The organism is Paenibacillus sinensis (genome assembly GCF_019904155.1).
Taxonomy (GTDB): domain Bacteria; phylum Bacillota; class Bacilli; order Paenibacillales; family Paenibacillaceae; genus Paenibacillus_AQ; species Paenibacillus_AQ sinensis.
This window is the reverse complement of record NZ_JAHCMB010000191.1, coordinates 113,803-135,869: the sequence shown is the minus strand read 5'-3', so window position 1 is coordinate 135,869 and position 22,067 is coordinate 113,803. Positions and strand designations below refer to the sequence as shown.

Genomic DNA, 22,067 nt, shown 5'->3' with positions numbered 1-22,067 from the left:
TTGGGAAATTAGGATTCAATAATCACTTTACTCAGGTTTGTTGATTTGAAGTGAGCCAAATTGGAGGTGGTTGTGTGTCAAAAGACACCGATAGCGAAAGAGTAAAAATGACGAAGAAAAAAATGAAAGATGCCTTTGTGGAAATATTGAAAGTTAAGACGATCGACAATATTACGGTGAAGGAACTGACCAACAAGGTCGGAGTTAACCGGGGGACGTTCTATATTCATTACCAGGATATCTATTCTCTCTGGGGTGAGATCGAAGAGGAAACTTTAGCTGAAATCCATAAATTGGGCAGTGTCATCAAAGACTATGAGCTTACTGACGCTGAAGATCTGCAGGAGCCCATCCCGGCAACGCTGGAAGTTCTTCATTATCTCAAAAGCAATGAAAATTATATTCAAGCCCTTTTGGGGCAAAATGGGATGTCTTCATTTACATTGAAATGGAAAGCTGTCATGAAGCAATACCTTTTTTCGAAAGCCATATTTGAAAATAAGGAATACAATGAGTATTTGCTGGAATTTTTATTGTCTGCGAATATCGGGGTGATTGTGTTCTGGGTTCAATCCGGAATGAAAATATCCCCTGAGGAATTGGCTCTTCTGCTTAAAAAAATGATCATCAAAGGTCCTTTAAATGTGTGATTCACATCACCCGGCTGAACGGGAGAAATCCGTTGGACAAGCCTCAGCTTCAGCGGATCATTGAGGCTGCATGCTGGTCGTCATGGGTAATGCGGCGGCTGGAACGCAAAAAAATCCAGCAAGACACCACCCGCTGCATACGGGATGGTCCTGCTGGATGCGAAAAAGCGTTAGTTTATAGTGAAGCAACCTGTCTTCCCGGCGAGACCTGTGGAATCTCCTTGCCCGGCAGGAAGTGTATGCTGCGGATATAGCGGATGGTACGGCTCTGGGCGCGCATGATGACGGAATGCGTCTCTGCGCGTTCCTTGCCGATGAAGCGGACGCCGCTTAAGAAGTCGCTGCCGGTGACGCCGGTCGCGGCGAAGATTACGTCGCCGGTGCCGACCATATCGTCCATGTGCAGGACGCGGGTCGGGTTCTCGATGCCCATGCTCAGGCATCTTTGCAGCTCGAACGGGCCCTGCGGCAGCAGCTGGCCCTGCATTTCGCCGCCGAGGCATTTCAGCGCGGCGGCGGCCAGAACGCCCTCGGGCGCTCCGCCGGAGCCGAGGTAGAGATCAACGCCGCTCTCCGGAAGAGCGGCCGCGATCGCCCCGGCGACATCGCCGTGGCTCAGCAGCTGGATGCGGACGCCCATGCGGCGGAGCGTGCCGATCAGTTCCTTGTGGCGGTCCCGGTCCAGCACCATGACCGTCATCTCGGACAGGGACTTGCCGAGGATATGCGCAGCCTTGGTCAGCGTTATTTCGACCGGGTCCGCAAGATTCAGTCTGCCGACCAGTTCGGGGCCGCAGGCCAGCTTCTCCATGTAGATGTCCGGCGCATGGAGAAGGCTGCCCTTACCTGCGATGGCGATCACCGACTGGGCGTTCTGCAGGCCGGAGGCGACGACCTCGGTGCCTTCCAGCGGATCGACGGCGACGTCGACGGAAGGCCCTTGCTTGTTGCCGACCTTCTCGCCGATGTACAGCATGGGCGCATCGTCCATTTCGCCTTCGCCGATTACAACCGTTCCGTCGATGGAGACGGAATCAAACATGGAGCGAATGGCCGTAGTGGCCGCATCGTCGGCGGCATCCTTGTCCCCCCGGCCGATCCAGCTGGCCGAAGCCAAAGCCCCCAGTTCCGTTACCCGTACAATCTCCAGAGCCAGTTCACGTTCCATTGTTTATATTCCCTCCAGTCCATTTTTGACCAATCTATATACTTTGTAGACAAAATACCGGAATCGGCTTCGAAGCATCACTTCACTTTGTGGGGATGAATTTAGATGTAGCCCATGATGATGCCGGCCGTTTCCTCAATCGCCTTGTCGGTAATGTCGATCACCGGGCAGCCCAGCCGCTTGAACAGCGCTTCGGCGTAGCTAATCTCTTCCTCAATGCGGGAGAGGCTGGCGTACTGCGAATCGACCGGCAGGCCGAGCACCTTAAGCCGCTCCGAGCGGATCTTGAGCATATGCTCCGGCTCCATCGTGAGGCCGATCAGCCGCTGGGGCGGAAGCTTGAACAGCTGGCCCGGCGGGGTGATCTCCGGCACGATCGGATAGTTGACGACCCTGTTGCCCCGATGGGCCAGGAAAATGCTGAGCGGTGTCTTCGATGTGCGGGAAATGCCCATCAGCACAATGTCCGCCTTTAGCATGGCGCCGAGATCCCGTCCGTCGTCGCAGGCGACCGTGAATTCGATGGCGTCGATCCGCCGGAAGTAATTCTCGTCCAGCTGATGCAGCATGCCCGGCCGCTGGGTCGGGGCGTCGTCGAACGTATCGATGAACGCCTGCATCATCGGCCCCATAATATCCACGATCCGGAGGTCCAGACGGACCGCTTCCTCGCGAATGGCCTCCCGCAGCTCCGGCTGCACCAGGGTGTAGGCGACAAAGCCGTTATGCCGGGCAGCCTCCTCCATAACCTTTCGAAGCTCGTCTTCAGATCTGACATTGCCATACCGTTTGATTGTGACACGCTGGTTCTCGAATTGGTGCAGGACGGCTTGAACAACCGCTTCCGCCGTATCCCCCAAAGAATCCGAGCATATCGTTACGTAATGTGAAGGCTGGACCATGCGCTTTCGATTCCTCCCGTTATCCTTTGGCTTCGATATCGAGGAGAAGTTTTACGATGGAAGTCTTGGTCAAGCGCCCTACAACGTCCAGCTTTCCGCCGGCGCCTTCTCCTTCGCAGGGAACAACCACCGGCAAACTGTCTACCTCGTGAAAAATCATCTTGTGCGCGGCGTCAAGCACCGGGTCTTCGGGTCCGGTCGTAATGACTTTCGGCTGGCGCGTCATCACCATGCTGACCGGCATGGACGAGGCGGCGGGGTTGCCCAGCGTGACCTTGAGGAAATCCTTTCGCGAAGCGACCCCTGTCAGCTTGCTGTCCCCGTCGCAAATGATGAGCGTGCCGACATCCTGGAGAAAAAGCGTCACAACTGCATCGTGAATCGATGTAGTCTCCCGGATAATGATCGGCACGCTTTGGATATCCTTAACCTTCGTTTCCTGAAGAAGATAACCGCTGCCCAGACTGCGGGTCGACTTCCCGCCCGGAAAGTATCCGACCTTCGGTTTGGCGTCGAGATAACCCATCATGACGAGAAGCGACAGATCGGCACGGATGGTCGGCCGGCTCAGTCTCAGTGATTCGGCGATCTGCTCACTCGTTATGGGCGCGTTCTTCTTGACAATTTCAATGATTTGCAGCTGCCGGGACGTCAGTTCGATCACAAATCCCTCCACATCCTTTAACAAGAAAGCGATCACCCTCGGAAAAGGGCTGCCTAACTCTGCCTCCCCTCTCCACATGAGACATTATGGAAGAATAATCCCTTTCGTTGTTTATATAATACGCATTATTGATCATAATTGCAACAATTAGTATGTACTATTTATTAATAAAACTCCTAATAGAATAAAAAAAGAGAAGGATTAGTCCTCCTCAATCCTCCTCTTTCAGCTTACCGCGGTGCAGCGTGGGAATCGTAGCGTGCCTTCGAAGCAGCTGCTTCAAGGGCTCCGCATTGACCAGCATAGTCCCGAGAATGATGGTTGCCACTCCTATGGCGGACATCAGCTGCACCTTCTCGCCGTAGAACAGCATGCCTGCACCGACGGCGATCGGCGGCGAGATATACAGCCATGTGGACGGGAAGACCGGATCGGTCTTGGCGACGAGCCAGTAATAGAGGCTGTGGCCGATCATCGATCCGACAACCGTGAGGTACACCAGGGAGCCTATGGCATCACTGGAGGCCAGAATGGCGGTTGGCGGCGGGCTCTCGGTCAGCAGCGAGAGCAGCAGCATCGCGGCTCCGCCGTACATCATCTGCGCTGCGTTAAGCGCGATTGGATGCGCCTCCGGCAGCCGGGCCGTAACCGTCCTCGTATAGAGCGTCCCGGTGGCATAGGCGCATTCGCCGATCAGTACGACGATGCAGCCGGCGAGCCAGAGCAGCGACATGTTCAGCTTCAGGCTCGGCAGGACGAGCAGCAGCACGCCTGCAAGTCCGACCAGACAGCCAATCAGGGAGACGTCGGACACCCGCTTCTTCTGCACCGCCGATTGCAGCAGCAGGATCATGATCGGGCCGGTTGCGGAGAGGACGGCGGCGAGTCCGGACGAGACATGCTGCTCGGCCCAGTAGAGGGCGGCGAAGGTGCCGAAGGTCAGCAGCAGGCCGGTAAGAGCAGGCTCTTTGCGAAACAGCAGCTTGAAGGAGGCTTTTCGCTGGACAGCCATCCATACGAGAATTGCCGAGCCGGCGACGAGAAACCGCAGCCCTGCGGAGAAGAAGGGAGGCAATCCGGCGTCAACGCCGATTTTGATCGCCAGGAAGGTGGTGCCGAAGATGAGGCACACGAGGGTGTACGCAATCAGGATCATGTTCAGGGCTCCTTTGGTTCCGTCATTTTCTCTCATCATATCGGGGTGACCGCAGAACAGATGTGAAGTGACAGAACAGTTGAGGAGGAAAATCAGGTACAATAGAACCACGAATTCACGAATCAACGGAGGGGAGGACATGGCGGTGAATGACAATGATCTAAAGAGCGGTTCGCAGCCGCTCTTCCGGCAGGTGTATGAGCATATGGCAGCCCGGATCGACCGGGGGGAGTGGCGGGAGCATGACCGGCTGCCTTCCGTCCGGCTGCTGGCGGAGGAGCTTCAGGTACACCGGCTGACCGTGTTCAAGGCTTACGGGGCGCTGAAGGAAGAAGGACGGGTGTACGTGCGGGATAAGTCCGGCTATTATGTGGCGCCTGTTCTCCGCCGGGAGCACGGGGGGGCATCCGGCGGTGGACAGCGGGAGCACTGGGGCACAGCCGGCGGTGACGGTGGACAGCGCGGAGCCGCCTCAAGCCCGGAAGCGGCCCTGACGGGCAGCCGCATCCGGAATCCGCTCTCGGATATCCAGCGCAGGCCAGTCAAATACCAGTTCTCCCAGGCGCTGATCGACCCCAATCTGCTGCCGAATTTGTATTTATCCGATTATGTGAAAGAGGTGTTCGACCGGTACCCGAAGGTCATGGGAACCTATTCCGGGGCCCAGGGAGATGAAGAACTGCGCACCTTCCTAAGCGGTCACTTCCGATTCAGCCGGCTGCTTCAGGCCGAACCGGATGAGGTGCTGATCACCTCGGGCGCGCAGCAGGCGATCAATCTGATCGCAACCATCCTCCTCGGTCCCATGGACTGCGTGCTGGTGGAGCGGCCAACCTACGGAGTGGCGCTGGATATTTTCCGGCACCGGGGAGCCCGTCTGCTGCCGGTCGATATTAACCCGGGCGGCTACGATCTGGAGCGGCTGGAGGGGCTGATGGACAAATATCGTCCCCGGCTGTTCTATATGAACCCGACGCATCATAACCCGACGGGCTACACGGTTCCGGTCTGGCAGCGCAAGAGGCTGGCCGAGCTCGCCGAGCGCTACCGCTGCCTGATCGTCGAGGACGATCCGTTCCGGGATATGTATTTTCATTCCGAGCCGCCTCCCCCCGTATTCGCATACGATACAGAAGGCTGGGTCATCTATTTGGGCAGCTTCAGCAAATATATCGCTCCCGGGCTGCGCATCTGTGCCGTCATCTGCCGCTATCCCTTCATGGAGCAGATGATTACGGCGAAGTCGATCGCGGATAACGGGACGCCGCTGCTGAATCAGAAGATCTTTCTGCATTATTTCACTTCCCCGCGTCTGCAGGGCCATCTGGCCAAGCTGCGGATTGCGCTTCAGGTCCATAAGGAAATTGCGGAGCAGGAGCTTGCGCCGACAGGATGGCGTTGGACTGCGCCCCGGGGAGGGCTCAACCTGTGGGTGAAGCTGCCGGAGCAGTTCCCGGCCGGTGGCCTGTTTCAGCGGTGTCTGGAACAGTCGATTGCATTCGTGCCCGGAACGATTTGCGATCCGGGACGCGAAATGCATTCATGGATACGCCTGAGCTATTCCTTCACTCCCGAGGACATCCTGCGCGAGGGGATGCGGAAGCTGGTAGGGATTGCGCAGAGCCAATAGCGATCCGGGAAAAAGACCAGGGATGCCGCCGCCGCAGGATTCATAGCGGCAGGGTATCCCTGGTCTCTTACACCCAGCCAAAAGCATATGCGGCCTGCGCGACTGCAAAGGTCACCGCAATGGCGATGCCCAGCGGGATGACGGCGGAGAGGACGGCCCATTTCATGCTTTTCGTTTCTTTATAGATGTTGACGAGCGCCGTGCCGCAAGGATAATGCAGCAGGGAGAAGAGCATCATGTTCAGCGCGGTCAGCCATGTCCAGCCCTGCCGGAGAAAGATATCCTTGATATTCTCCAGGCTGTCAACATCGACCATCGCGCCGGACGCCAGGTAGCCCATCATCAGAATCGGCAGCACGATTTCGTTCGCCGGCAGCCCCAGGATGAAGGCCATAATGATATACCCGTCCAGCCCGAGCAAGCGGGCGAAGGGATCGAAGAAGGCTGCCATATGGCTCAGCACGCTGCTATCGCCCACATAGATATTTCCCAATATCCAGGTGGCCACTCCGGCAGGCGCCGCAATGACGATGGCGCGCGTCAGCACGTTCAGGGATTTCTCCTTGGAGGAGACGAGTATCGTTCTCCACATCTGGGGCTTCCGGTACGGCGGCAGCTCCAGCGTGTAATGCGTGGGAACGCCGCGAAGCGCCGTCTTCGACAGTATCCAGGATACGCTTAATGTAACGGCAATGCCGAACACCACAAGCGTCATCAGAATTCCCGCAGTGGCCAGCGAGCCAAGCGCACCTGTCCCTGCCGCTCCCGCCATGAATAGGGAGGACAGGAGAATCAGTGTCGGCCAGCGGCCGTTGCATGGCACGAAATTGTTCGTGAGAATGGCCAGCATCCGCTCCCGGGGCGATTCGATGATCCGCGTGGACAGGATGGCGGCTGCGTTGCAGCCGAAGCCCATCGACATGGTCAGCGCCTGCTTGCCGTGTCCGCCGGACTTCTTGAACAGGCGGTCCATATTGAACGCGACACGCGGGAGATAGCCGAAGTTCTCCAGCAGAGCGAAGACGGGGAAGAAGATGGCCATCGGCGGCAGCATGACGCTGATTACCCAGGAAGTTCCCCGGTACAGTCCGAGAACAAGCACGCCGTGCAGCCAGTCAGGCGCATGAAGCGCTTGAAATCCGGCCGTGAGATACCCCTCGAAGTAGCCGAACATGGAAGCCAGCCAGCCGGAAGGATAATTCGCCCCGGCTATCGTGATCCAGAACACGGCGCCGAGAATGGCCAGCATAATCGGGAATCCCCATATTTTGGAGGTGACGATACGGTCCAGCTTGTGGGTGTCGTTCAGCTTGCCGGGTTCCCGGTAGTTGACGGCTTCCCGGCAGATGCTTGCGGAGACCTGGTAGATGCCGCTGACGATATCATCCCGGATGCCGCCGCCGCTCAGCCGTCCTGCGGAGGCAATGAGGTCATTCAGTGCGTCTCCTCCCTTAATGGCAGACGGTTGCTCCATGGCCGGACACCTCCTTTATCGCGATGGTTCTGGTTCCCGCAAGAGCTTGGCGCAAGGAGCCAAGCAGGCTCTCATCGCCGTCAAGCAGCCGCAGCGCAATCCAGCGGGCCGGATATTCCGGACCTAAGGTTTGCTCCACCAGCGGAAGAAGCTCGGCGATGCCGCGTTCGATGTCCGCGCTGTACGGAATACGCATCGGCTCTGTGCCCACCGGAAGGGCGGCGGCCCGCCCGATTTCGTCCAGCAGTTCCCTGATCCCTGTCTTGTTCCTGGCCGATACGGCGAGAACCGGGACGCCCAGATGCCGGGATATCGCCTTAAGATCGATGTCGATGCCCAGCCTCTCTGCCTCATCGATCAGATTGATGCACACAACCGCCCGGCCGGTGATCTCCAGCACCTGAAGCGCAAGGTTCAGGTTCCGTTCGAGAGAGGTCGCGTCAAGCACGACCAGGGTGACATCCGGCCGCTCGAAGATGATGTAATCGCGGGCCGCCTCTTCGTCGGCGGAATTGGAATAGAGAGAATAAGTCCCGGGCAGATCGACAGCGAGGTATTCATCTCCCATAAACCTGAAGGTCCCTTCCGCAGCCGCGACCGTCTTGCCGGCCCAATTGCCGGTATGCTGCCGCATTCCCGTCAGAAGATTGAACAGCGTACTCTTGCCCGTGTTCGGATTTCCGGCAAAAGCTACCGTGTAGCGTTTCATTCCGCATCTCCTCCAATCCGTTCTCCGTATATGAGCGAGCCTTCTTCCCTCCGAAGCGCAATCGTCGTATTGCTTACACGATAAGCGGTGGGGTCTCCCAGAGGACTTCGGCGCAGCACTTCCACCGTATTGCCGGGGACAAAACCGAGATCAAGCAGTCTCCTTCTCATGACACCCTGCACACTCATGCCGCTGATCCGCAGAATGCTTCCTTTAGCCGCTTCCGATAACGGTATACCTGCCTTGGTCATTGCGTTCCTCCTTTCTTTGTGGTCAAAAAAGTGATTGTTGCACATCGCCATGATATTAGTATATGTGAAATATTTTGTCCAATCAACAAAAATGTTTCATCTGTGCAACATAAATTCACAAAAAATCCCCCGCTCAAGGGTACACGGGGAATGAATGCCGGGCTGAAAGGGACTGAAAGGCATGGCCCGGTGGATGTCTATGATGAGAAATGCTGACGCAGCGCAACGCTTACGGCCATCACCAGCGGAATGACAATTTGAAACAGGAGGTCGACCTTCAGGGAAGGTCCAAGACCGACGGCAATATGCTGGGTATAGTTCCGTTCCAGAAATGCCGACGAGTAGATCAGCGCGATGACGAGAACGATCAACCATTTCGCGGACAGCCGGGTCAAATTGGCCAAGATCTCGACAGCGCAATAGAAGTAGAGCAGGATTTTGATCATCAGCCCGACGAAAATCATAATTGTTACCAGAATGTCTAGCCGTTCGATAAACTTCAACTCGACCAGCGCCCGGGAAGCTTCGAGCAAGGGGAGAATGGAGTTGGCAGCCAGGCTTGGACCGAGCACGGCTGAATTGAGCACGTTCATGAGAACCAGAAACAGGCTGACCGCTGCATAAGCCCAGAGGGTGTTTCTGACGGGCACGCCGTTCCCGTTCCACAGCGGCCATACCATCAGAAAGACGATCATTTGTCCAAAGGGGAACGAGATGAGATCCGGCAGCGCCGCCTGCACGATCGGGAGCAGTCCGTTCTCAGCCACGGGCAGGAGCCACCTGATATCGGCTCTTTTGAGGATGAAGAACAAGGCGATTAGCAGGGAATAGCTCAACATCAGCCCCGGAAGCAGAATCTCCGGCAGCCGGAAGATGATCTCGGCGCCTTTCCAGGTGGCATAGCCCGCAATCAGCAGGAAGATCAGCATGGTGATGAATATAGGGGTTGTTCGCAGCAGGGTCAGTGCGGTCATCTCGCCGATATCGCGGACGTTGCGCATCGATTCATAGGCAAAATAGCAGAAGTACAGGACTCCGGCCACGGAACCGGCAATCCGGCCAAAACCGTATCGCAGCATTCCGGTCAGTTCCATCTCCGGCATCCTTTTTTGCAGCCATAGCAGGAGCAGCAGGAGAACTAGCCCGACGGCAGCTCCGACCCCTATCGCCAACCAGGAATCCTGCTTCGCCTTGGCGCCGAGATGGAACAGGGGTACGCTGCCAATTTCAAACAGAATGATCATGAACGAGATTTGCAGACCGCTGATCGGCTTGTTTGTCTGTGACAAGGCTCTAACCTCCTAGCCAATTGATAAATGCTCTGCCGACGGGCTGGAACAAGGCGATGTATAGCGATGATATGCTCAGATGGGGCATCATGGCCAGACCGGACAAATTGACGTACAGCGCCCAGCCGAGCAGGCATCCGAGCGCCACACGGTGCAGGATGGTTGCTTGTGACCCCAGCTTTTTCCACCCCCAGACATATACGGCAATATACAGCGCGACAACCGCCGCCGCTCTCATGGCATCACCTTCACTCGCAAGACGTTACTTTCCACTTGGCTCCAGGGATTTATAGGATTTGTTGCCAAGCCCGATGCGTTCGATTTTGATTTTGACATGCGGACGAATTTCAATGTTCCGGAATACGCTGTCCCAGCTATCTTCCTTTTTGATCTTCTTCCAGCGCTTCGGATCATGACGATGAATTGAAATGGCGAAGCCGGTCGCATCGGCATTCATTTTCTGGATGGACGCCCAGGAGTCCTTCACAATGTCAACAATATTCGCCTCAATGGAGCGTTCCATCCGCGCTATGGAGGACTCCTTGGTTAAATCCAGCTTGCTGCCGATCTCGCTCAAAATGCCGCCGCCATGGATGTCGATATCCATGACATAATGATCGTTTGTCCAGACCGGACGGACGGTTGTGGAGGAGTGCTGCAGGATAATGGAGGCGTCGTCCTTGTCGCTTTCTCCGGGGATGGATGAGAACGACAAGTTGGTCATTTTGATTTTGTCCGTCATGAATGACAACCCGAAGGCTTCTCTTTGCGACAGCCAGCCGGCAAAACGGTCCTTCTTCATAACGGCCAACCGGCCGAGATCCATCCGGGAAGGCATATCAGTCTGGGCAGTGTCGTCGGTCTTATCCATCACTTTATTGCCGGTCAGCTTAAGCTCTGGTATTGTGCCGCACTCCGACTCCGATGTCAGCTGCATGGCCAGTTCAAATACCCGAGTCCCCGGATAGAAAGAAGTCTGAGTAGCCTCCTGCTCGATCATGAGCTGGATGCCGGCTCCCTGGCTTTTGCTGAATTGCATCAGTTGGCTGAGCAGCCGGCCCGCCTCGCCCTCGGCAATGAACATGTAGACCGTCTCACGGGCTTCGGGTCTTCGCATAAACATGTCGATCAGCTGGCTAAGCCCCCGCTTGGCCAACTTCTCGCTGATCACGGTGATCCGGGAATGGGAAAAGAACATTTGCCGCGTACTGGTCAGATTGGAGCGTTCAATGGCCTGCATGATCGTGCTGCCTCTTACCGTAAACGTCAGGAAGGGCGGCGAGCTTGTGCTGCTTGAGCCTCCCCCGCCCATGCCGCTGGCACCGGAGGAAGGATTGATAACCTGGTAGGTCGCTTTCCAGTGGTTGTCCTCCCAGTCGTAAGCGGAGGCCGAGACGATGCCCAGCTCGCTGAGCTCCCGGTCGTCCCAGCAGCCGCTCACTGTCATGGACATCAGGATGAGTACCAGCAGGAGGCTGCCGGCTTTATGGACTTTGCGCGTGCCCCGGCTCATGTCTGTGCTCCTTTCTTCACGCTATGCTGATCTTTAACCCGGACCCATAGCAGAATCCCGAGCGGCAGCAGGACATTGAGGAGAAGGAAAACCAGCATTCGGCCTTGCTGGTTATAGGTGTCGATTTTGCCCGGATCTGCCCATGTATACAGACATTCCACGATGGCGATGAGCGATAGCGCCACGCTGTATGGCCTTTCATTCTGGATGCGGAAAGTCTGTTTGAAGCACTGGACGGTGACGAACGTGAAGATGGCGAGCTTCATGTAGACATTCATGATCCAGAATGAAGTGAACAGAATATCCAGGTTCTCGATATACCGGCCGACCTGGATGATGCTGACCGTAGAGAAGATCGGGTAACTCACGCTCTGGATATACTGGGGTCCCAGTACGAGCAAGGTCGTCAAAATGTCCACCAGCAAAATCCCCGATACGATGGAAGAGCCGATAATGTTGATTCGCGTGGCCTTGCCCGGATGTCTCAGATAGGGCGAAAGAAAGAGCAGGATGCCTACTTCCGACATCCATCCCGCCGGCGTCAAAGTAGCGAGCGCTAGGGATGCTGCAGAGTGGTCGAACATAGGCAGCAGCCGGGGCAGACTGAAATGCTTGATTAATCCGCCGATATACAGCGGCACGATAATCGTGATCAGCAGCGTCGCAATGCTGTTAATCCGCGATATCGCCACAATCCCCTTGTCGGCCATGTATAAGGCAACCAGCATAATAATGACCGTAAGTACGGCATCCGGCGTGTTGAGCAGGACATTATCCCGGATGAAATTCACATACTCCCGCAGAATGGCCACCGTTGTGTCCATATAGTATTGGAGCAGCAGTATGCCGATTATGAAGGCAACTACGGGCGAGGTAATGCCTTTAACCCAATCCAGAAAAGGCTCGCCGTTGTTTCTTTTGGCTACGGAGCCGATAAGCCAGGCGATGGCCGCACCCACGAAACCGGTTATTACGACCGATATCGGAGAATCCTGCTCGAGATACTTCCCGATGATGACGGGAAGCACGATCAGAGCGGTGGGGAGAATGGTGCTGACAATAAGCAGGGTAGCTTGAACCGTGCCGATTTTTTCTTTCAAGAAGGGTCGCCTCCCTGCCCGCCGGAGCGGTCTTTGGACATCTGGGATTTATCCGGCGATTGGTTTTTTTGTCTGCGTTCTGAATTTCCTCCATAGAGGCTCGGACGGGTACTCATGTTCCACAGCGGTACGCGGATGAGAATATCCTTCAAGTAACTCAGCTTCATTGGTGCCATTGGAGACAAATAGGGAACACCGAACGATTCCAGGGATGCCATATGGATCAGGAGCAGCATCATAAAGGACATGATGCCGAACAGACCGACAGTTCCGGCAATCAGCATCAGGAGGAAACGGATGAGCCGGATCGAGTTGGCAATGGCCAGCGACGGGATGACGAAGTTCGAGATCGCCGTGAACGAAACCACAATGACCATCGCAGCGGATACCAGTCCCGCCTGAACGGCGGCCTGGCCCAGCACGAGTGCGCCTACGATGGAGATCGCGGGCCCGATCGCCCGGGGCATGCGGACCCCGGCCTCACGGAGAACATCGAAGGTAACCTCCATCATCAGCGCTTCGACCAGAGCCGGGAACGGCACGCCCTCGCGCTGTGCAGCCAGGCTGATCAGCAGCGTGGTCGGGACCATCTCCTGATGAAAGGTGGTGATGGCGATATAGAGCGCAGGCAGAAGCAGGGACACGAAAAAGGCGCTAAACCGGATCAGCCGCAGAAAGGAGGAAATATCATATCGCTGATAGTAATCCTCACTCGATTGGAAGAAGCTGAAGAACGTGGACGGCGCCAGCAGGGCGAACGGGGTTCCGTCGATGATGATGCCGACCTGGCCTTCCAGAATGCCCCCGGCCAGGGCATCGGGCCGCTCCGTGTTCTGGATGGTCGGAAAGGGCGTCAATCCGCCGTCCTGAATGAGCTCCTCGATATAATTGCTCTCCAGAATGGCGTCCGTATCGATGGCGTCCAGCCTTCTTCGCACTTCGGCAAGAACCTGCTCGCTTGCGACGCCTTCCAGATAGACAAGAGCGATGCCGGTGCGGGTGCGTCTGCCAATCTTGTATTCCTCGATCCGCAGATCGGGGGATTTCAATCTCCGCCGCAGCATGGAGGTCCCGGTGCGCAGATTCTCGGTGAAGCCTTCCTTGGGGCCGCGGATGACGCCCTGCGAAGTCGGCTCGTTGATGCTTCTCGTCTCCCAGCCGGTGGTGCTGGCGGCCAGAGCGACCGTATGGCCGTCAATCAGAATGATGGTGTTGCCTTCGAACAGCATGCCGAGCAGGCTCTCTATGGTCTTGCAGTCATGGACGCCGCCGGCAGGCAGAATCTGTTCCTTGATCAGCGTAAAAGCCTTGTCCGGCTCCTGACGCTTTCCTTCCAGCTCCTTGTTCTCCGTCAGCGGCTGAATAACAGTCTGGGTGACCAGTTCGGCGTTCACCAATCCGTCCACATAGATGAAGCCCAGAGAAGGAGAGTCCGATGCCGGATTGGAATAGGAACGGAACACAACATCCGAACTGCCGCCGATACGCTCTCTGATCTTCGTCATATTGGCGTCCAGGGCGGCGTCCAGAGACAGGGGGGCTGCCACGGTCTTTTGCGGCTTCTTTGCGGGTTTTGGATTGAACAAAGATTTCAGATTCAAGGCTACTCCCTCCAAGAGACAGCTTTCGGCTATGATGCTGTATTATTCCCGGCAGGCGATTCCTTATTCTGTCTTAGCGGGAGGTATTCACCAAACCGCAGTTTCGGGAGCAGCAGGGGACGGTGAGACAGAGGAGCCAGCGACAAAAAGAGCGCGTACCTCTGCGGACGGCAGGGTATGCGCTCGTTGGTTCAGCGTGAAATCCTTGAAAAGATTTCTAAAAGTCTGTATATTGCATCTTCAAGCGTTTCTATTCGAATTATGCAAAATGGGGAATTCATTAGCGAGTGCTGACGACAAGCGCATTGCTGATCAAGCGGCCGGGCGTAGTCAAATACTGTCCGCCCGCATACAGCCCGCTCGACGCTCCGCCGTCGAGATTCATGGCCTGGTAAGCGCCGGCCTGCTTCATAATCTCGGCCAGCTGCGGGATCGTCGCGCCCGGAACGGTCACGAGCAGCAGCTTATGGTCCTTCGTCAGGCCAAGCGCGCTCCGCGCACCGCCGCCGGTCAGAATCTTGGGATCGCGGAAGCCTTCCGCGGTTACATTCAACGAGACCTTGCCATCCACGAGCAGGCGCGGACCGGCTTGCAGGCCGCCATCGAATTCGCCCGCCTGGAACCGGGCCAGGAAGTCCTGTCCGGGAACAAGCTCGGCCAGCCCGTTGGGGTCGTAGGCGAACACCGCCCGGCGGTCAGCGGGACTGTTCTTCAGCAGCTTGCCGCCCGAAGCGATATAGCCGTAAGGGGCTTTATAGCTGCTGGACGTATAGGCATCGAAGAAGGTGCCGTTAATAGCGGCTGCCGCGCTGCTGCGCTTCGCGATGCTCCGCAGCTCTTCCGTCCGGCCCACATTGCCTCCGGCGAGAACGACGCTCAGCGAGACGGAGGGATGAAGCAGCGGCACTGTGACCGTCTGAATGTTGAAAGGACCTCCCCGCCGCCTTCACGGACTTGCGGGCAGTGACTACCGCCTGCGTTCCGGCGGAAGGCAGGCTTCCGGATTGCACCGGCAGCCTGGAGGCTATGCCCTGGGCGTCGGTCAGGGTTACGGCTCCGGCTGTGCTGTCCCATTCCGCCTTCAGGCTGAATGCCTGGATGACGATACCCAGAGGTACGTAGACCGTCCCGCCCTCACGGTAAGGCGCCTGCGAGAGCTTGGTCTTGACTCCGCCAAGACTTGCCTCCTTGACGCCCAGTGTCAGGCTAATTGTTACACCGTCTTTCGTAAGCGTAATCTGCTTGCTGGCTTCGTCAAAAACGGCAGAGCCGCCGGCATAGCCGTTCAGAAAGCGGAGCGGCAGATAGGCGCTGCCGGTCTTGGACTGAAGGACGGCGTTCTTCGCCGGAGCCGCGGCATGGGCCGGCATGGCGGGTGGTGCCAGGCACAGGGCGAGGATCAGGGCGAGAGAGGCTAGGAATGTCGGTTTGCTGTTGCGGGCTAAAGAAACAATCATGTACAGTCGGTTCTCCTTTTTGGCTGCGGCTGTCAAAGTCATCAGGGACAGGCCGGGTTATGTATGTGGGGGACAAGACTGGGTCTTCAGACCCCCTTATTTATCATCGGCAGAAGAGAGAAAAGTCTTTATTGACTCTCCCCTTGGAGGAGCCTTTACGCTTGGGAAGGAGAAAGGGTGAGGATCATTATGTACACGGTTAAGGAAGTTTCGTCCTTGTCCGGGGTAACGGTTTCAAGGCTTTAACACCAGAGAAGAGTGGGAGGATGCGCTGAAGGAACAGAACGCGCATTTGAAGGACACTTACGGCTACGAGCCGGATTTATCGGCTCTTGATCCCGGTGAGATGAACGAAGCGGCTGCCGGGGCCGCCGCCTTTATGGAAGGGATGGCCCGGGCGCTTCGGGAAGGCATGCGGCATGATGATGCAGCGGTCAAGGAGGGACTTAAGCGGCATCTGGCCTTTCTGGCTCATAGCGGCCATGCCGTAACGGCCGCCGAGTTCGCGGCCCAGTGCCGCTTCTTCCTCGGTGACGATTTCCATCTGCGGATGCTTGAGGGCCAGCAGGTCGGACTGGCCTATTATATGGCCGCCGCCGCAGAAGCCTTCGCCGCTTCATAGAAGGGCGCCGACTCACGGCACAAGAGGGTGGCCGTCGGCATACGGCACAAGGTCCGGTCTTCATCAAGACCGGACCTTTTTTGCCATGCAGACAGACAAGAGTTCAATGCCCTTTGCGGGCGAGTATGCCGGCCAGCACATCCGGCACATCCGTAATAATGCCGTCCACCCCGGCTTCGATCAGCTCTTGCATGCGCTTCGGATCATTCACCGTCCACGGATGGTAGACGATGCCGGCTGCAGCGGCTTCGGATACGAACTCCGGCAGCACGGCCGGATGGTAGGAATGAAGCGCCTGGGCGCCCAGTGTCAGCGCATAATCCCATGGACGATAGAGGCCTTCCATATACAGAATGCCGGTCTCGATGTCCGGAGCCAGCTCCTTGAAATGGACCAGCGAATAATGATTGAAGCTGGAGATGATCACCCGGTCGCTCATATCGTATTGGCGGATGGCGGCAATGACCTTCTGTTCCATTCCGGGATAGTGGAAAATTCCGTTCTTCAGCTCGATATTGAGCAGTGTATCCCGGTTCGCCAGCAGCTCCAGCAGCTCCTCCAGAAGCGGGATTTTCTCGCCGGCGAAGGCTCCGTCCTGAAACCAGGCGCCTGCGTCGAGCGCCCGCACTTCCTTAAGCGTCTTGTCCTTGATATAACCCTTGCCGTTTGTCGTCCGGTCGACCGACTCATCATGAATCAGCACCATATGCCCGTCCTTCGTCAGCTGGACATCGGTCTCGATACCCGTCGCGCCGAGTTCAAGGCTCCGCCGGAAAGCCGCCATCGTATTCTCCGGACATGCCGCCGACGCGCCCCGGTGCGCGAAGTTGATCACTTTGGTCACTGTCATTTCCTCCGTATTCTTGAATTGGACTTCCCCCACTATAAAGGGTGATTGATTTCGGGGGATAAGCCGAACGTAAAAAATGGGGCAGAGCCTCTTTTTAACCGCTCAATCCACTACAGCTCTAACTGAATCCCGTTCGATAATCGAGTGGTGGACAATGTTCGCCTGCTCAGGGATTTCACCGCTCTCGATCATCTCAAGAATCAGTTCGAAAGCGAGGCTGCCCATCTCGACTAATGGCTGTTGCACCGTAGTCAGCGGAGGCACCGCCATCCGGGATAGCTCCAGTCCATCGAATCCGATAACTGAAATATCGTCCGGGACCCGGATTCCGTGCTTGTAGGCAGCGGACAGAGCTCCAAGTGCCATTTCGTCGCTGGCCGCAAAGATGGCGGTTATATCCCGGGCCGACTCCAGAAGCGCTTCAAAGCCTTTATATCCGCTCTCGTATCTGAAATCGCCGTAGATGATGCGGCGCTCGTCAACCGGAATATGATGCTTGCGAAGCGCACCCAAATACCCCTCCAGCCGGGGCACGCCCGCCAGTTGGTCCTCTTGTCGCCCGCCGATCATAGCGATATTCCGGTGTCCTTTGCCGATCAGATATTCCACAGCCTCGAAGGCCGCCGTATAATTGTCGATTCTTACAAAAGGAATATTCGCATAGGAGCTTTCGGATGACACCAGGACAATGGGAACCCTCATGCCTGCCATGATCTCAACATATTCCGTTTTCAGTGCGCTGCTGCAAAAAATAACGCCATCCACCTGCTTTTCCTGCAGGAGTTCCAGAACTTTTAGCGTACGATTGCCGTCACCTCCGGTGTTGCAGATCATAATGCTGTAATCGTGAATATGGGCATATTCCTCAATTCCCTGCAGAATTCCCGAGGAAAAGGAGCTGGACACCCGGGGAAACAGCACCCCGATCGTTCTTGTCCGTTTGTTGATCAGCCCTCGGGCGACTGCGTTGGGCCGGTATCCGGTCTCATGGATGACCTGCATTACCTTCTCCCTGGTTTTATCCGAGTAACCCCCCAGATTGTTAAGTACACGGGAGACGGTAGCGATGGAGACGTTTGCTCTTTTCGCAACATCTTTTATCGTGGGATTCATAAGGATTCCTCCGGAATTCGTCCGTTCTGTTAGGCAACTTTTAGCTTGCCCGCATCCAGTGTATCACCAACCCGGAAATGGCGTAAACGACGGATAACGCAGCAATTGAATTTCTTGGCGGATTCGTCCATGACCAATCAAAAAAGGCCGGAATCTCAATGTTGAGACCCGGACCTTCATTATGCTGCTTATTTCTCCAATCCCGCCGCAGCGAGCAGCTCTTTGAGCTCATCCGGGTTAAAGCCCTTCACCGCGCGTCCTGCCGCGACAGTAACCGGAATGCCCATGAAGCCGAAGCTTTCCACTTCCTGCTGATAGGTCTCGCTTGCCAGGATATCCCGAACCTCGAACGGAACGCCCTCATTCTTCAGCATCTGCTTCACCCGGCTGCAATCGCTGCAGCCTTCCGTCGAATAGACGATGACCGGCGCGCTCATTGGGCAACAGCCTCCGTGATGCTCGCTTTCGTAATTTTCCAGTGGGAGGTATTCCAGGTCACCTTCTGGTCGTCCAGCAGGAAAATCTGGGGCGACTCATGCTTGATGCCGAAGTCCTCGGCGATCTTGTTGGACACGGGGCGGTCTTCAATGACCAGAACGACGGCTGCGTCCGTCTCGTTCTCTTTCAGATAGCTCTGGAATTCCTCATACGCCTTGGCGCTGATCGGGCAGGTTGTGCTGTGCTTGAACAGCAGCTTTTTGCCGGAGCGCGAAATATATTGCTTCAATTCCTCTTCGGAATGAAGTTGTTGAATGGACATGGAATCACCTTCCTTAATATAGCTGCTAATCATTTGTAATTTTGATTTTAGCATACTTAAAAATTAAAGCAAATGAAAATCACGTTACATTTGGATACGGAAAAAGGACCGTTCCCGCCGCAAGCCGGAAACGGTCCTGTAATCGCGCCTGAAGGCCGGCGGAAGAATCCTGACTGCGCAGGAATTCCCGCCGTTCCTTCCATCGCGGACGTCTTATTGCTGGTAGCCCCGGCCGATAGAGCCCATAGATCCGATGGACGATCCCGTATTCGAGCCCACGGGCGAATGTCCCAAGGGCGAGGAGCCGAAGGAAGAACCGAAGGAGGAAGAGCCCATCGAAGAAGAACCGATGGAAGAGGAACCGATCGGAGAGCCGCCGAAGGAAGGGGCTCCGAAGGAATGGGAGCCGATGCCCGGATTGGCGAAATTCGGCTGGCTGTAGGATGTGCCGATGGAGGATGCCGCAGATTGCTCCAGCTGGCGACAAATTTGCGATACCTGCTGAAGCTGCTGGATGGCGGTCTGATGGCCGTTCAACGCCGACTGGATAGTCTGCACGGCTCTGTGCTCGCGTTCGGCAATTTCATTCAGCTGGTTGGCGTTCTGCTGCTCCTGCTGAAGCAGCTGCTGATACATTTGGCTGGCCTGTTGGGTCTGGCTGATCATCTGCTGAATGAGCTGCTCGCATTGGTTGATCTGGTTCGAAATATTTGTGTTCAAGTGATTTCCTCCTAATGGAATTTATGGTGAACCGCAGTTAGTATGGTTGTATGCCGGAGGGTCTATTCATGAGAAGTATGCGGAGGTTCAGAAGGCTTCGGAGACTGAATAAAAATCTATGGCAGGCATGTGTCGCCTGTGCTAGAGTAAGGTCAGCGGCGCAGGCCGCTGAATATGAGATGAGATGAGCCGAGAAAGGAAGAGACGAGATGAGTCTGGAAGAGAGCAAGCTGGATTTAAGCCGGATTGTATTTATCGGAAGAACGTATGAGGAGTATTTGGCCATGTTCGGGCTGACCGAAGAGGAACTGGCCAGCCGCGATATCCTGGATTGTCCGGGCGGTGCCTGCGCGTTTACCGCAGGAGCGAGCCGTGCCGGAGCGCATGCCGTGTCCTCCGATATCGCATATGAATTCCCTGCCCGGGTTCTGGAGAAGAAGGGGCGGGAAGATATCGTCCATACACTGGAGAAAATGGAATCCGCCCGCGCGGGCTTCCGCTGGGACTATTTCCGGTCGGTAGACGAACTTGCGGAACATCGCCACCGGGCCTTGAGGGAATGCACGGAGGACATGGAGCTTCATCCGGAACGCTATGTTCCGGCCGTTCTGCCGAAGCTGCCCTTTGAAGACGGCCAGTTCGACCTGACCTTGTCCGGCCATTTCCTGTTAATTTACGGCGACCGCCTTGACTATGAATTTCACCTTTCCTGCCTTCGCGAGCTGCTGCGGGTCACCCGGAGAGAGCTTCGCATCTTTCCGCTTACCGGATTGGCCGGACAACGGTACGAAAGGCTCGACGAGCTGATCCTTGCCATCCGGAGGAAAGGCTTTGAGGCCCATGAGATCGAAGTTCCATATGAGTTTCAAAAAGGAACGGGGCAAATGCTGAGCATTGTCCGGCAATAAGCCGAACGCTGAACGGATAGATGATCATTACGAAGTTCCGGTCTTTTCCAAAAGGCCGGTTTTTTTCTTTTTTTATGCAACAAATTCCGCCCGGAAACCGTTATATAGAAAGGAGAGGATATACAGAAATTTGCAGCTTATGCTGGAGGGGAAGAACATGATTACTAACATGGGAGACAATATGCGAGGAACTCGTCTGTTCGGGCGCGCGCTGAGCGTTCTGCTTGCTGCCGTTCTGCTGTGCGTCACGCTGCTCGCGGGGGAAGCGCAGGCCGCAGGTTCCCAGATGATTGTCGTGAACAAGAAGACGAATAAACTGGCATTCTTTGAGGACGGCCGGCTGGTTCGGGTGTTTCCGGTCGCAACAGGGAAGGAGAAGAGCCTGACTCCGGAGGGAAGCTTCAAGCTGGTCAGCAAAATCAAGGACCGCCCGTACTATAAGGAACATATCGCCGGAGGAGACCCGGCCAATCCGCTCGGAGACCGTTGGCTCGGACTCGATGTGAACGGAACACGGGGAACGACCTACGCCATCCACGGGAATAACAACGAGAACTCAATCGGCAAATACGTAAGCGCCGGATGCATCCGGATGCACAACGACGATATCCACTGGCTCTTTCCCAGAGTCCAGAGAAATATAACGGTCGTCATTACCTCGACCACGCTTGATATGGAAGGGATCGCGCAGAAATACGGCTATGGTCTGGATCAGAAAATATTCGCCGGCTCCATAGTCGCTGACGGCAAGAAGGTTATCCTGAGCCGGCCGTTTCTGATGAAGGATTCCCGGGTCTACGTGCCGCTCCGTGAGACGACGGCTCTGCTCGGCTCCAAGCTGGGATCGACCGCGGACGGGGCACTGACCGTTACTACGGGCACCCGCGTCGCGACGTTCAAGCCGCTGGCCGGTACCGGGACCGTCAACGGTCAGACCGTATCCATCCTGCCGTCAAAAAATCTGGATGGCACGCTGATGATTCCGCTAAGCGCCGTTCCGCAGCTATTCGGAATGCAGGTGAAATGGGACGGGGCAAGCGGAACGGCAACGATTCAATAAGCATATAAAAAGCATATAGCCCACCTATAACCGGAACGGGAAGGCGGCCTTGTTATCATTTGATGACAAGGCCGCTTTTTTGGTTGGCTTCGTAAATTCAATTATTGATCTTGCATCAACTAATAAATCGCTCGTTGGTAAGCTCTTGAGACGCTTTTCCGACGGTAGTGGGAAACCCTGTTTGAAATATAAATAGGAAAAAATGATGATCTCGTAGTGGAAATCGTCATTTTTTTACGATCGTATCCTCATCTTTCAGAGATTGGATAACTAGTATTAGCTGCTTGATTGAAACATCCAATTGCTCTAACTTTTCCTCCATAGTTTGTAGCACATAGCGAACTAAGATCACACATAACGTTACAGGAAAGCCAACATTCGCAATCAAAGATACAATATCGGAAATTTCCATTTCGCACTTTTCCCCTTTCTATTTACTCTACATATATAGGAAATTGTCGAGTATCTCA

The 22,067-nt window shown here is 55.7% G+C and carries 25 protein-coding genes; 5 read left to right on the top strand and 20 right to left on the bottom strand.

Features of this window, described 5'->3' with window-relative positions; genetic code table 11:
- The first annotated feature begins 74 nt into the window (after positions 1-74).
- Positions 75-650: a TetR/AcrR family transcriptional regulator gene (locus tag KIH86_RS23860; RefSeq protein WP_223085884.1), complete on the top strand. Its 576-nt coding sequence runs from the start codon at positions 75-77 to the stop codon at positions 648-650.
- Between the two features lie 175 nt (positions 651-825).
- Here KIH86_RS23860 and glpX read toward each other — a convergent pair whose 3' ends face one another.
- The 4 genes from glpX to KIH86_RS23840 all read right to left on the bottom strand — a co-directional run bounded on the left by glpX (position 826) and on the right by KIH86_RS23840 (position 4,540).
- Positions 826-1,818, bottom strand: a complete 993-nt coding sequence (glpX, locus tag KIH86_RS23855) for a class II fructose-bisphosphatase (protein ID WP_223085883.1) — start codon at positions 1,816-1,818, stop codon at positions 826-828.
- A gap of 101 nt (positions 1,819-1,919) precedes the next feature.
- A complete protein-coding gene (locus KIH86_RS23850) occupies positions 1,920-2,720 on the bottom strand; it encodes a pyruvate, water dikinase regulatory protein (RefSeq protein ID WP_223085882.1) in 801 nt (266 codons plus the stop codon).
- A 19-nt stretch (positions 2,721-2,739) separates the two neighbouring features.
- Complete coding sequence (locus tag KIH86_RS23845) at positions 2,740-3,384, bottom strand: helix-turn-helix transcriptional regulator (protein WP_235775570.1); 645 nt, start codon at positions 3,382-3,384, stop codon at positions 2,740-2,742.
- Positions 3,385-3,595: 211 nt separating this feature from the next.
- Positions 3,596-4,540 (bottom strand): DMT family transporter, encoded by a 945-nt coding sequence (locus KIH86_RS23840; protein ID WP_223085880.1) that lies wholly within the window; start codon positions 4,538-4,540, stop codon positions 3,596-3,598.
- Between the two features lie 139 nt (positions 4,541-4,679).
- Between KIH86_RS23840 and KIH86_RS23835 the strand changes: the two genes are divergently transcribed.
- A complete protein-coding gene (locus tag KIH86_RS23835) occupies positions 4,680-6,170 on the top strand; it encodes an aminotransferase-like domain-containing protein (protein WP_223085879.1) in 1,491 nt (496 codons plus the stop codon).
- A 67-nt stretch (positions 6,171-6,237) separates the two neighbouring features.
- On the opposite strand, the gene KIH86_RS23830 is transcribed toward KIH86_RS23835, so the two are convergent.
- From KIH86_RS23830 to KIH86_RS29655, 10 genes are all read right to left on the bottom strand, one after another.
- Positions 6,238-7,644 (bottom strand): nucleoside recognition domain-containing protein, encoded by a 1,407-nt coding sequence (locus tag KIH86_RS23830; RefSeq protein WP_223085878.1) that lies wholly within the window; start codon positions 7,642-7,644, stop codon positions 6,238-6,240.
- Entirely contained in the window at positions 7,622-8,353 is a 732-nt protein-coding gene (locus KIH86_RS23825) for a FeoB small GTPase domain-containing protein (protein WP_223085877.1), read from the bottom strand. The genes KIH86_RS23830 and KIH86_RS23825 overlap by 23 nt, the downstream gene beginning before the upstream one ends.
- Positions 8,350-8,604: a FeoA family protein gene (locus KIH86_RS23820; protein WP_223085876.1), complete on the bottom strand. Its 255-nt coding sequence runs from the start codon at positions 8,602-8,604 to the stop codon at positions 8,350-8,352. Before KIH86_RS23820 ends, KIH86_RS23825 begins: the two co-directional genes overlap by 4 nt.
- 197 nt (positions 8,605-8,801) lie before the next feature.
- The gene (locus tag KIH86_RS23815) at positions 8,802-9,893 is read right to left on the bottom strand and encodes a GerAB/ArcD/ProY family transporter (RefSeq protein WP_235775569.1); all 1,092 of its coding nucleotides are present in this window, start codon (positions 9,891-9,893) and stop codon (positions 8,802-8,804) included.
- A gap of 4 nt (positions 9,894-9,897) precedes the next feature.
- Entirely contained in the window at positions 9,898-10,131 is a 234-nt protein-coding gene (locus KIH86_RS23810; protein WP_223085875.1) for a hypothetical protein, read from the bottom strand.
- Between the two features lie 24 nt (positions 10,132-10,155).
- Entirely contained in the window at positions 10,156-11,406 is a 1,251-nt protein-coding gene (locus KIH86_RS23805) for a Ger(x)C family spore germination protein (protein ID WP_223085874.1), read from the bottom strand.
- Complete coding sequence (locus KIH86_RS23800; protein ID WP_223085873.1) at positions 11,403-12,506, bottom strand: GerAB/ArcD/ProY family transporter; 1,104 nt, start codon at positions 12,504-12,506, stop codon at positions 11,403-11,405. The genes KIH86_RS23805 and KIH86_RS23800 overlap by 4 nt, the downstream gene beginning before the upstream one ends.
- Entirely contained in the window at positions 12,503-14,011 is a 1,509-nt protein-coding gene (locus KIH86_RS23795; RefSeq protein ID WP_223086092.1) for a spore germination protein, read from the bottom strand. Before KIH86_RS23795 ends, KIH86_RS23800 begins: the two co-directional genes overlap by 4 nt.
- A 376-nt stretch (positions 14,012-14,387) precedes the next feature.
- Positions 14,388-14,960, bottom strand: a complete 573-nt coding sequence (locus KIH86_RS29660) for a phosphodiester glycosidase family protein (protein ID WP_235775568.1) — start codon at positions 14,958-14,960, stop codon at positions 14,388-14,390.
- Complete coding sequence (locus KIH86_RS29655; protein WP_235775567.1) at positions 14,899-15,564, bottom strand: copper amine oxidase N-terminal domain-containing protein; 666 nt, start codon at positions 15,562-15,564, stop codon at positions 14,899-14,901. Before KIH86_RS29655 ends, KIH86_RS29660 begins: the two co-directional genes overlap by 62 nt.
- A gap of 292 nt (positions 15,565-15,856) precedes the next feature.
- On the opposite strand from KIH86_RS29655, the gene KIH86_RS23785 reads away from it, so the two are divergent.
- Entirely contained in the window at positions 15,857-16,186 is a 330-nt protein-coding gene (locus tag KIH86_RS23785; protein WP_235775566.1) for a TipAS antibiotic-recognition domain-containing protein, read from the top strand.
- A 103-nt stretch (positions 16,187-16,289) separates the two neighbouring features.
- On the opposite strand, the gene KIH86_RS23780 is transcribed toward KIH86_RS23785, so the two are convergent.
- The 5 genes from KIH86_RS23780 to KIH86_RS30020 all read right to left on the bottom strand — a co-directional run bounded on the left by KIH86_RS23780 (position 16,290) and on the right by KIH86_RS30020 (position 19,629).
- Positions 16,290-17,036 carry a glycerophosphodiester phosphodiesterase gene (locus KIH86_RS23780; RefSeq protein ID WP_223085872.1) on the bottom strand — a complete coding sequence of 249 codons (747 nt, stop codon included), beginning with the start codon at positions 17,034-17,036 and terminating at the stop codon, positions 16,290-16,292.
- A gap of 102 nt (positions 17,037-17,138) precedes the next feature.
- Positions 17,139-18,149: a LacI family DNA-binding transcriptional regulator gene (locus KIH86_RS23775; RefSeq protein ID WP_223085871.1), complete on the bottom strand. Its 1,011-nt coding sequence runs from the start codon at positions 18,147-18,149 to the stop codon at positions 17,139-17,141.
- A 188-nt stretch (positions 18,150-18,337) separates the two neighbouring features.
- Positions 18,338-18,586: a glutaredoxin family protein gene (locus tag KIH86_RS23770; RefSeq protein WP_223085870.1), complete on the bottom strand. Its 249-nt coding sequence runs from the start codon at positions 18,584-18,586 to the stop codon at positions 18,338-18,340.
- Positions 18,583-18,909, bottom strand: coding sequence for a bacillithiol system redox-active protein YtxJ (gene ytxJ / locus KIH86_RS23765; protein WP_223085869.1), 327 nt, complete (start codon positions 18,907-18,909; stop codon positions 18,583-18,585). Before ytxJ ends, KIH86_RS23770 begins: the two co-directional genes overlap by 4 nt.
- Positions 18,910-19,122: 213 nt before the next feature.
- Positions 19,123-19,629, bottom strand: coding sequence for a hypothetical protein (locus tag KIH86_RS30020; RefSeq protein ID WP_316503291.1), 507 nt, complete (start codon positions 19,627-19,629; stop codon positions 19,123-19,125).
- 209 nt (positions 19,630-19,838) lie between these two features.
- Here KIH86_RS30020 and KIH86_RS23755 point away from each other — a divergent pair, with 209 nt between their 5' ends.
- Positions 19,839-20,537, top strand: coding sequence for an SAM-dependent methyltransferase (locus KIH86_RS23755; RefSeq protein ID WP_223085868.1), 699 nt, complete (start codon positions 19,839-19,841; stop codon positions 20,535-20,537).
- Between the two features lie 157 nt (positions 20,538-20,694).
- On the top strand, positions 20,695-21,597 hold the full coding sequence (locus tag KIH86_RS23750; RefSeq protein WP_235775565.1) for a L,D-transpeptidase family protein: 903 nt from the start codon (positions 20,695-20,697) through the stop codon (positions 21,595-21,597).
- A gap of 226 nt (positions 21,598-21,823) precedes the next feature.
- Here KIH86_RS23750 and KIH86_RS23745 read toward each other — a convergent pair whose 3' ends face one another.
- Entirely contained in the window at positions 21,824-22,009 is a 186-nt protein-coding gene (locus KIH86_RS23745) for a YvrJ family protein (protein WP_223085867.1), read from the bottom strand.
- Positions 22,010-22,067 lie beyond the last annotated feature (58 nt).

Bases quoted from the DNA above. Each gene is read 5' to 3' on its own strand.
- glpX (WP_223085883.1), bottom strand. From the start codon at position 1,818: ATGGAACGTGAACTGGCTCTGGAGATTGTACGGGTAACGGAACTGGGG.
- KIH86_RS23850 (WP_223085882.1), bottom strand. From the start codon at position 2,720: ATGGTCCAGCCTTCACATTACGTAACGATATGCTCGGATTCTTTGGGG.
- KIH86_RS23840 (WP_223085880.1), bottom strand. From the start codon at position 4,540: ATGATCCTGATTGCGTACACCCTCGTGTGCCTCATCTTCGGCACCACC.
- KIH86_RS23835 (WP_223085879.1), top strand. From the start codon at position 4,680: ATGGCGGTGAATGACAATGATCTAAAGAGCGGTTCGCAGCCGCTCTTC.
- KIH86_RS23830 (WP_223085878.1), bottom strand. From the start codon at position 7,644: ATGGAGCAACCGTCTGCCATTAAGGGAGGAGACGCACTGAATGACCTC.
- KIH86_RS23825 (WP_223085877.1), bottom strand. From the start codon at position 8,353: ATGAAACGCTACACGGTAGCTTTTGCCGGAAATCCGAACACGGGCAAG.
- KIH86_RS23820 (WP_223085876.1), bottom strand. From the start codon at position 8,604: ATGACCAAGGCAGGTATACCGTTATCGGAAGCGGCTAAAGGAAGCATT.
- KIH86_RS23810 (WP_223085875.1), bottom strand. From the start codon at position 10,131: ATGAGAGCGGCGGCGGTTGTCGCGCTGTATATTGCCGTATATGTCTGG.
- KIH86_RS23805 (WP_223085874.1), bottom strand. From the start codon at position 11,406: ATGAGCCGGGGCACGCGCAAAGTCCATAAAGCCGGCAGCCTCCTGCTG.
- KIH86_RS23795 (WP_223086092.1), bottom strand. From the start codon at position 14,011: ATGACGAAGATCAGAGAGCGTATCGGCGGCAGTTCGGATGTTGTGTTC.
- KIH86_RS29655 (WP_235775567.1), bottom strand. From the start codon at position 15,564: ATGATTGTTTCTTTAGCCCGCAACAGCAAACCGACATTCCTAGCCTCT.
- KIH86_RS23780 (WP_223085872.1), bottom strand. From the start codon at position 17,036: ATGACAGTGACCAAAGTGATCAACTTCGCGCACCGGGGCGCGTCGGCG.
- KIH86_RS23775 (WP_223085871.1), bottom strand. From the start codon at position 18,149: ATGAATCCCACGATAAAAGATGTTGCGAAAAGAGCAAACGTCTCCATC.
- KIH86_RS23770 (WP_223085870.1), bottom strand. From the start codon at position 18,586: ATGAGCGCGCCGGTCATCGTCTATTCGACGGAAGGCTGCAGCGATTGC.
- ytxJ (WP_223085869.1), bottom strand. From the start codon at position 18,909: ATGTCCATTCAACAACTTCATTCCGAAGAGGAATTGAAGCAATATATT.
- KIH86_RS23755 (WP_223085868.1), top strand. From the start codon at position 19,839: ATGAGTCTGGAAGAGAGCAAGCTGGATTTAAGCCGGATTGTATTTATC.
- KIH86_RS23750 (WP_235775565.1), top strand. From the start codon at position 20,695: ATGATTACTAACATGGGAGACAATATGCGAGGAACTCGTCTGTTCGGG.
- KIH86_RS23745 (WP_223085867.1), bottom strand. From the start codon at position 22,009: ATGGAAATTTCCGATATTGTATCTTTGATTGCGAATGTTGGCTTTCCT.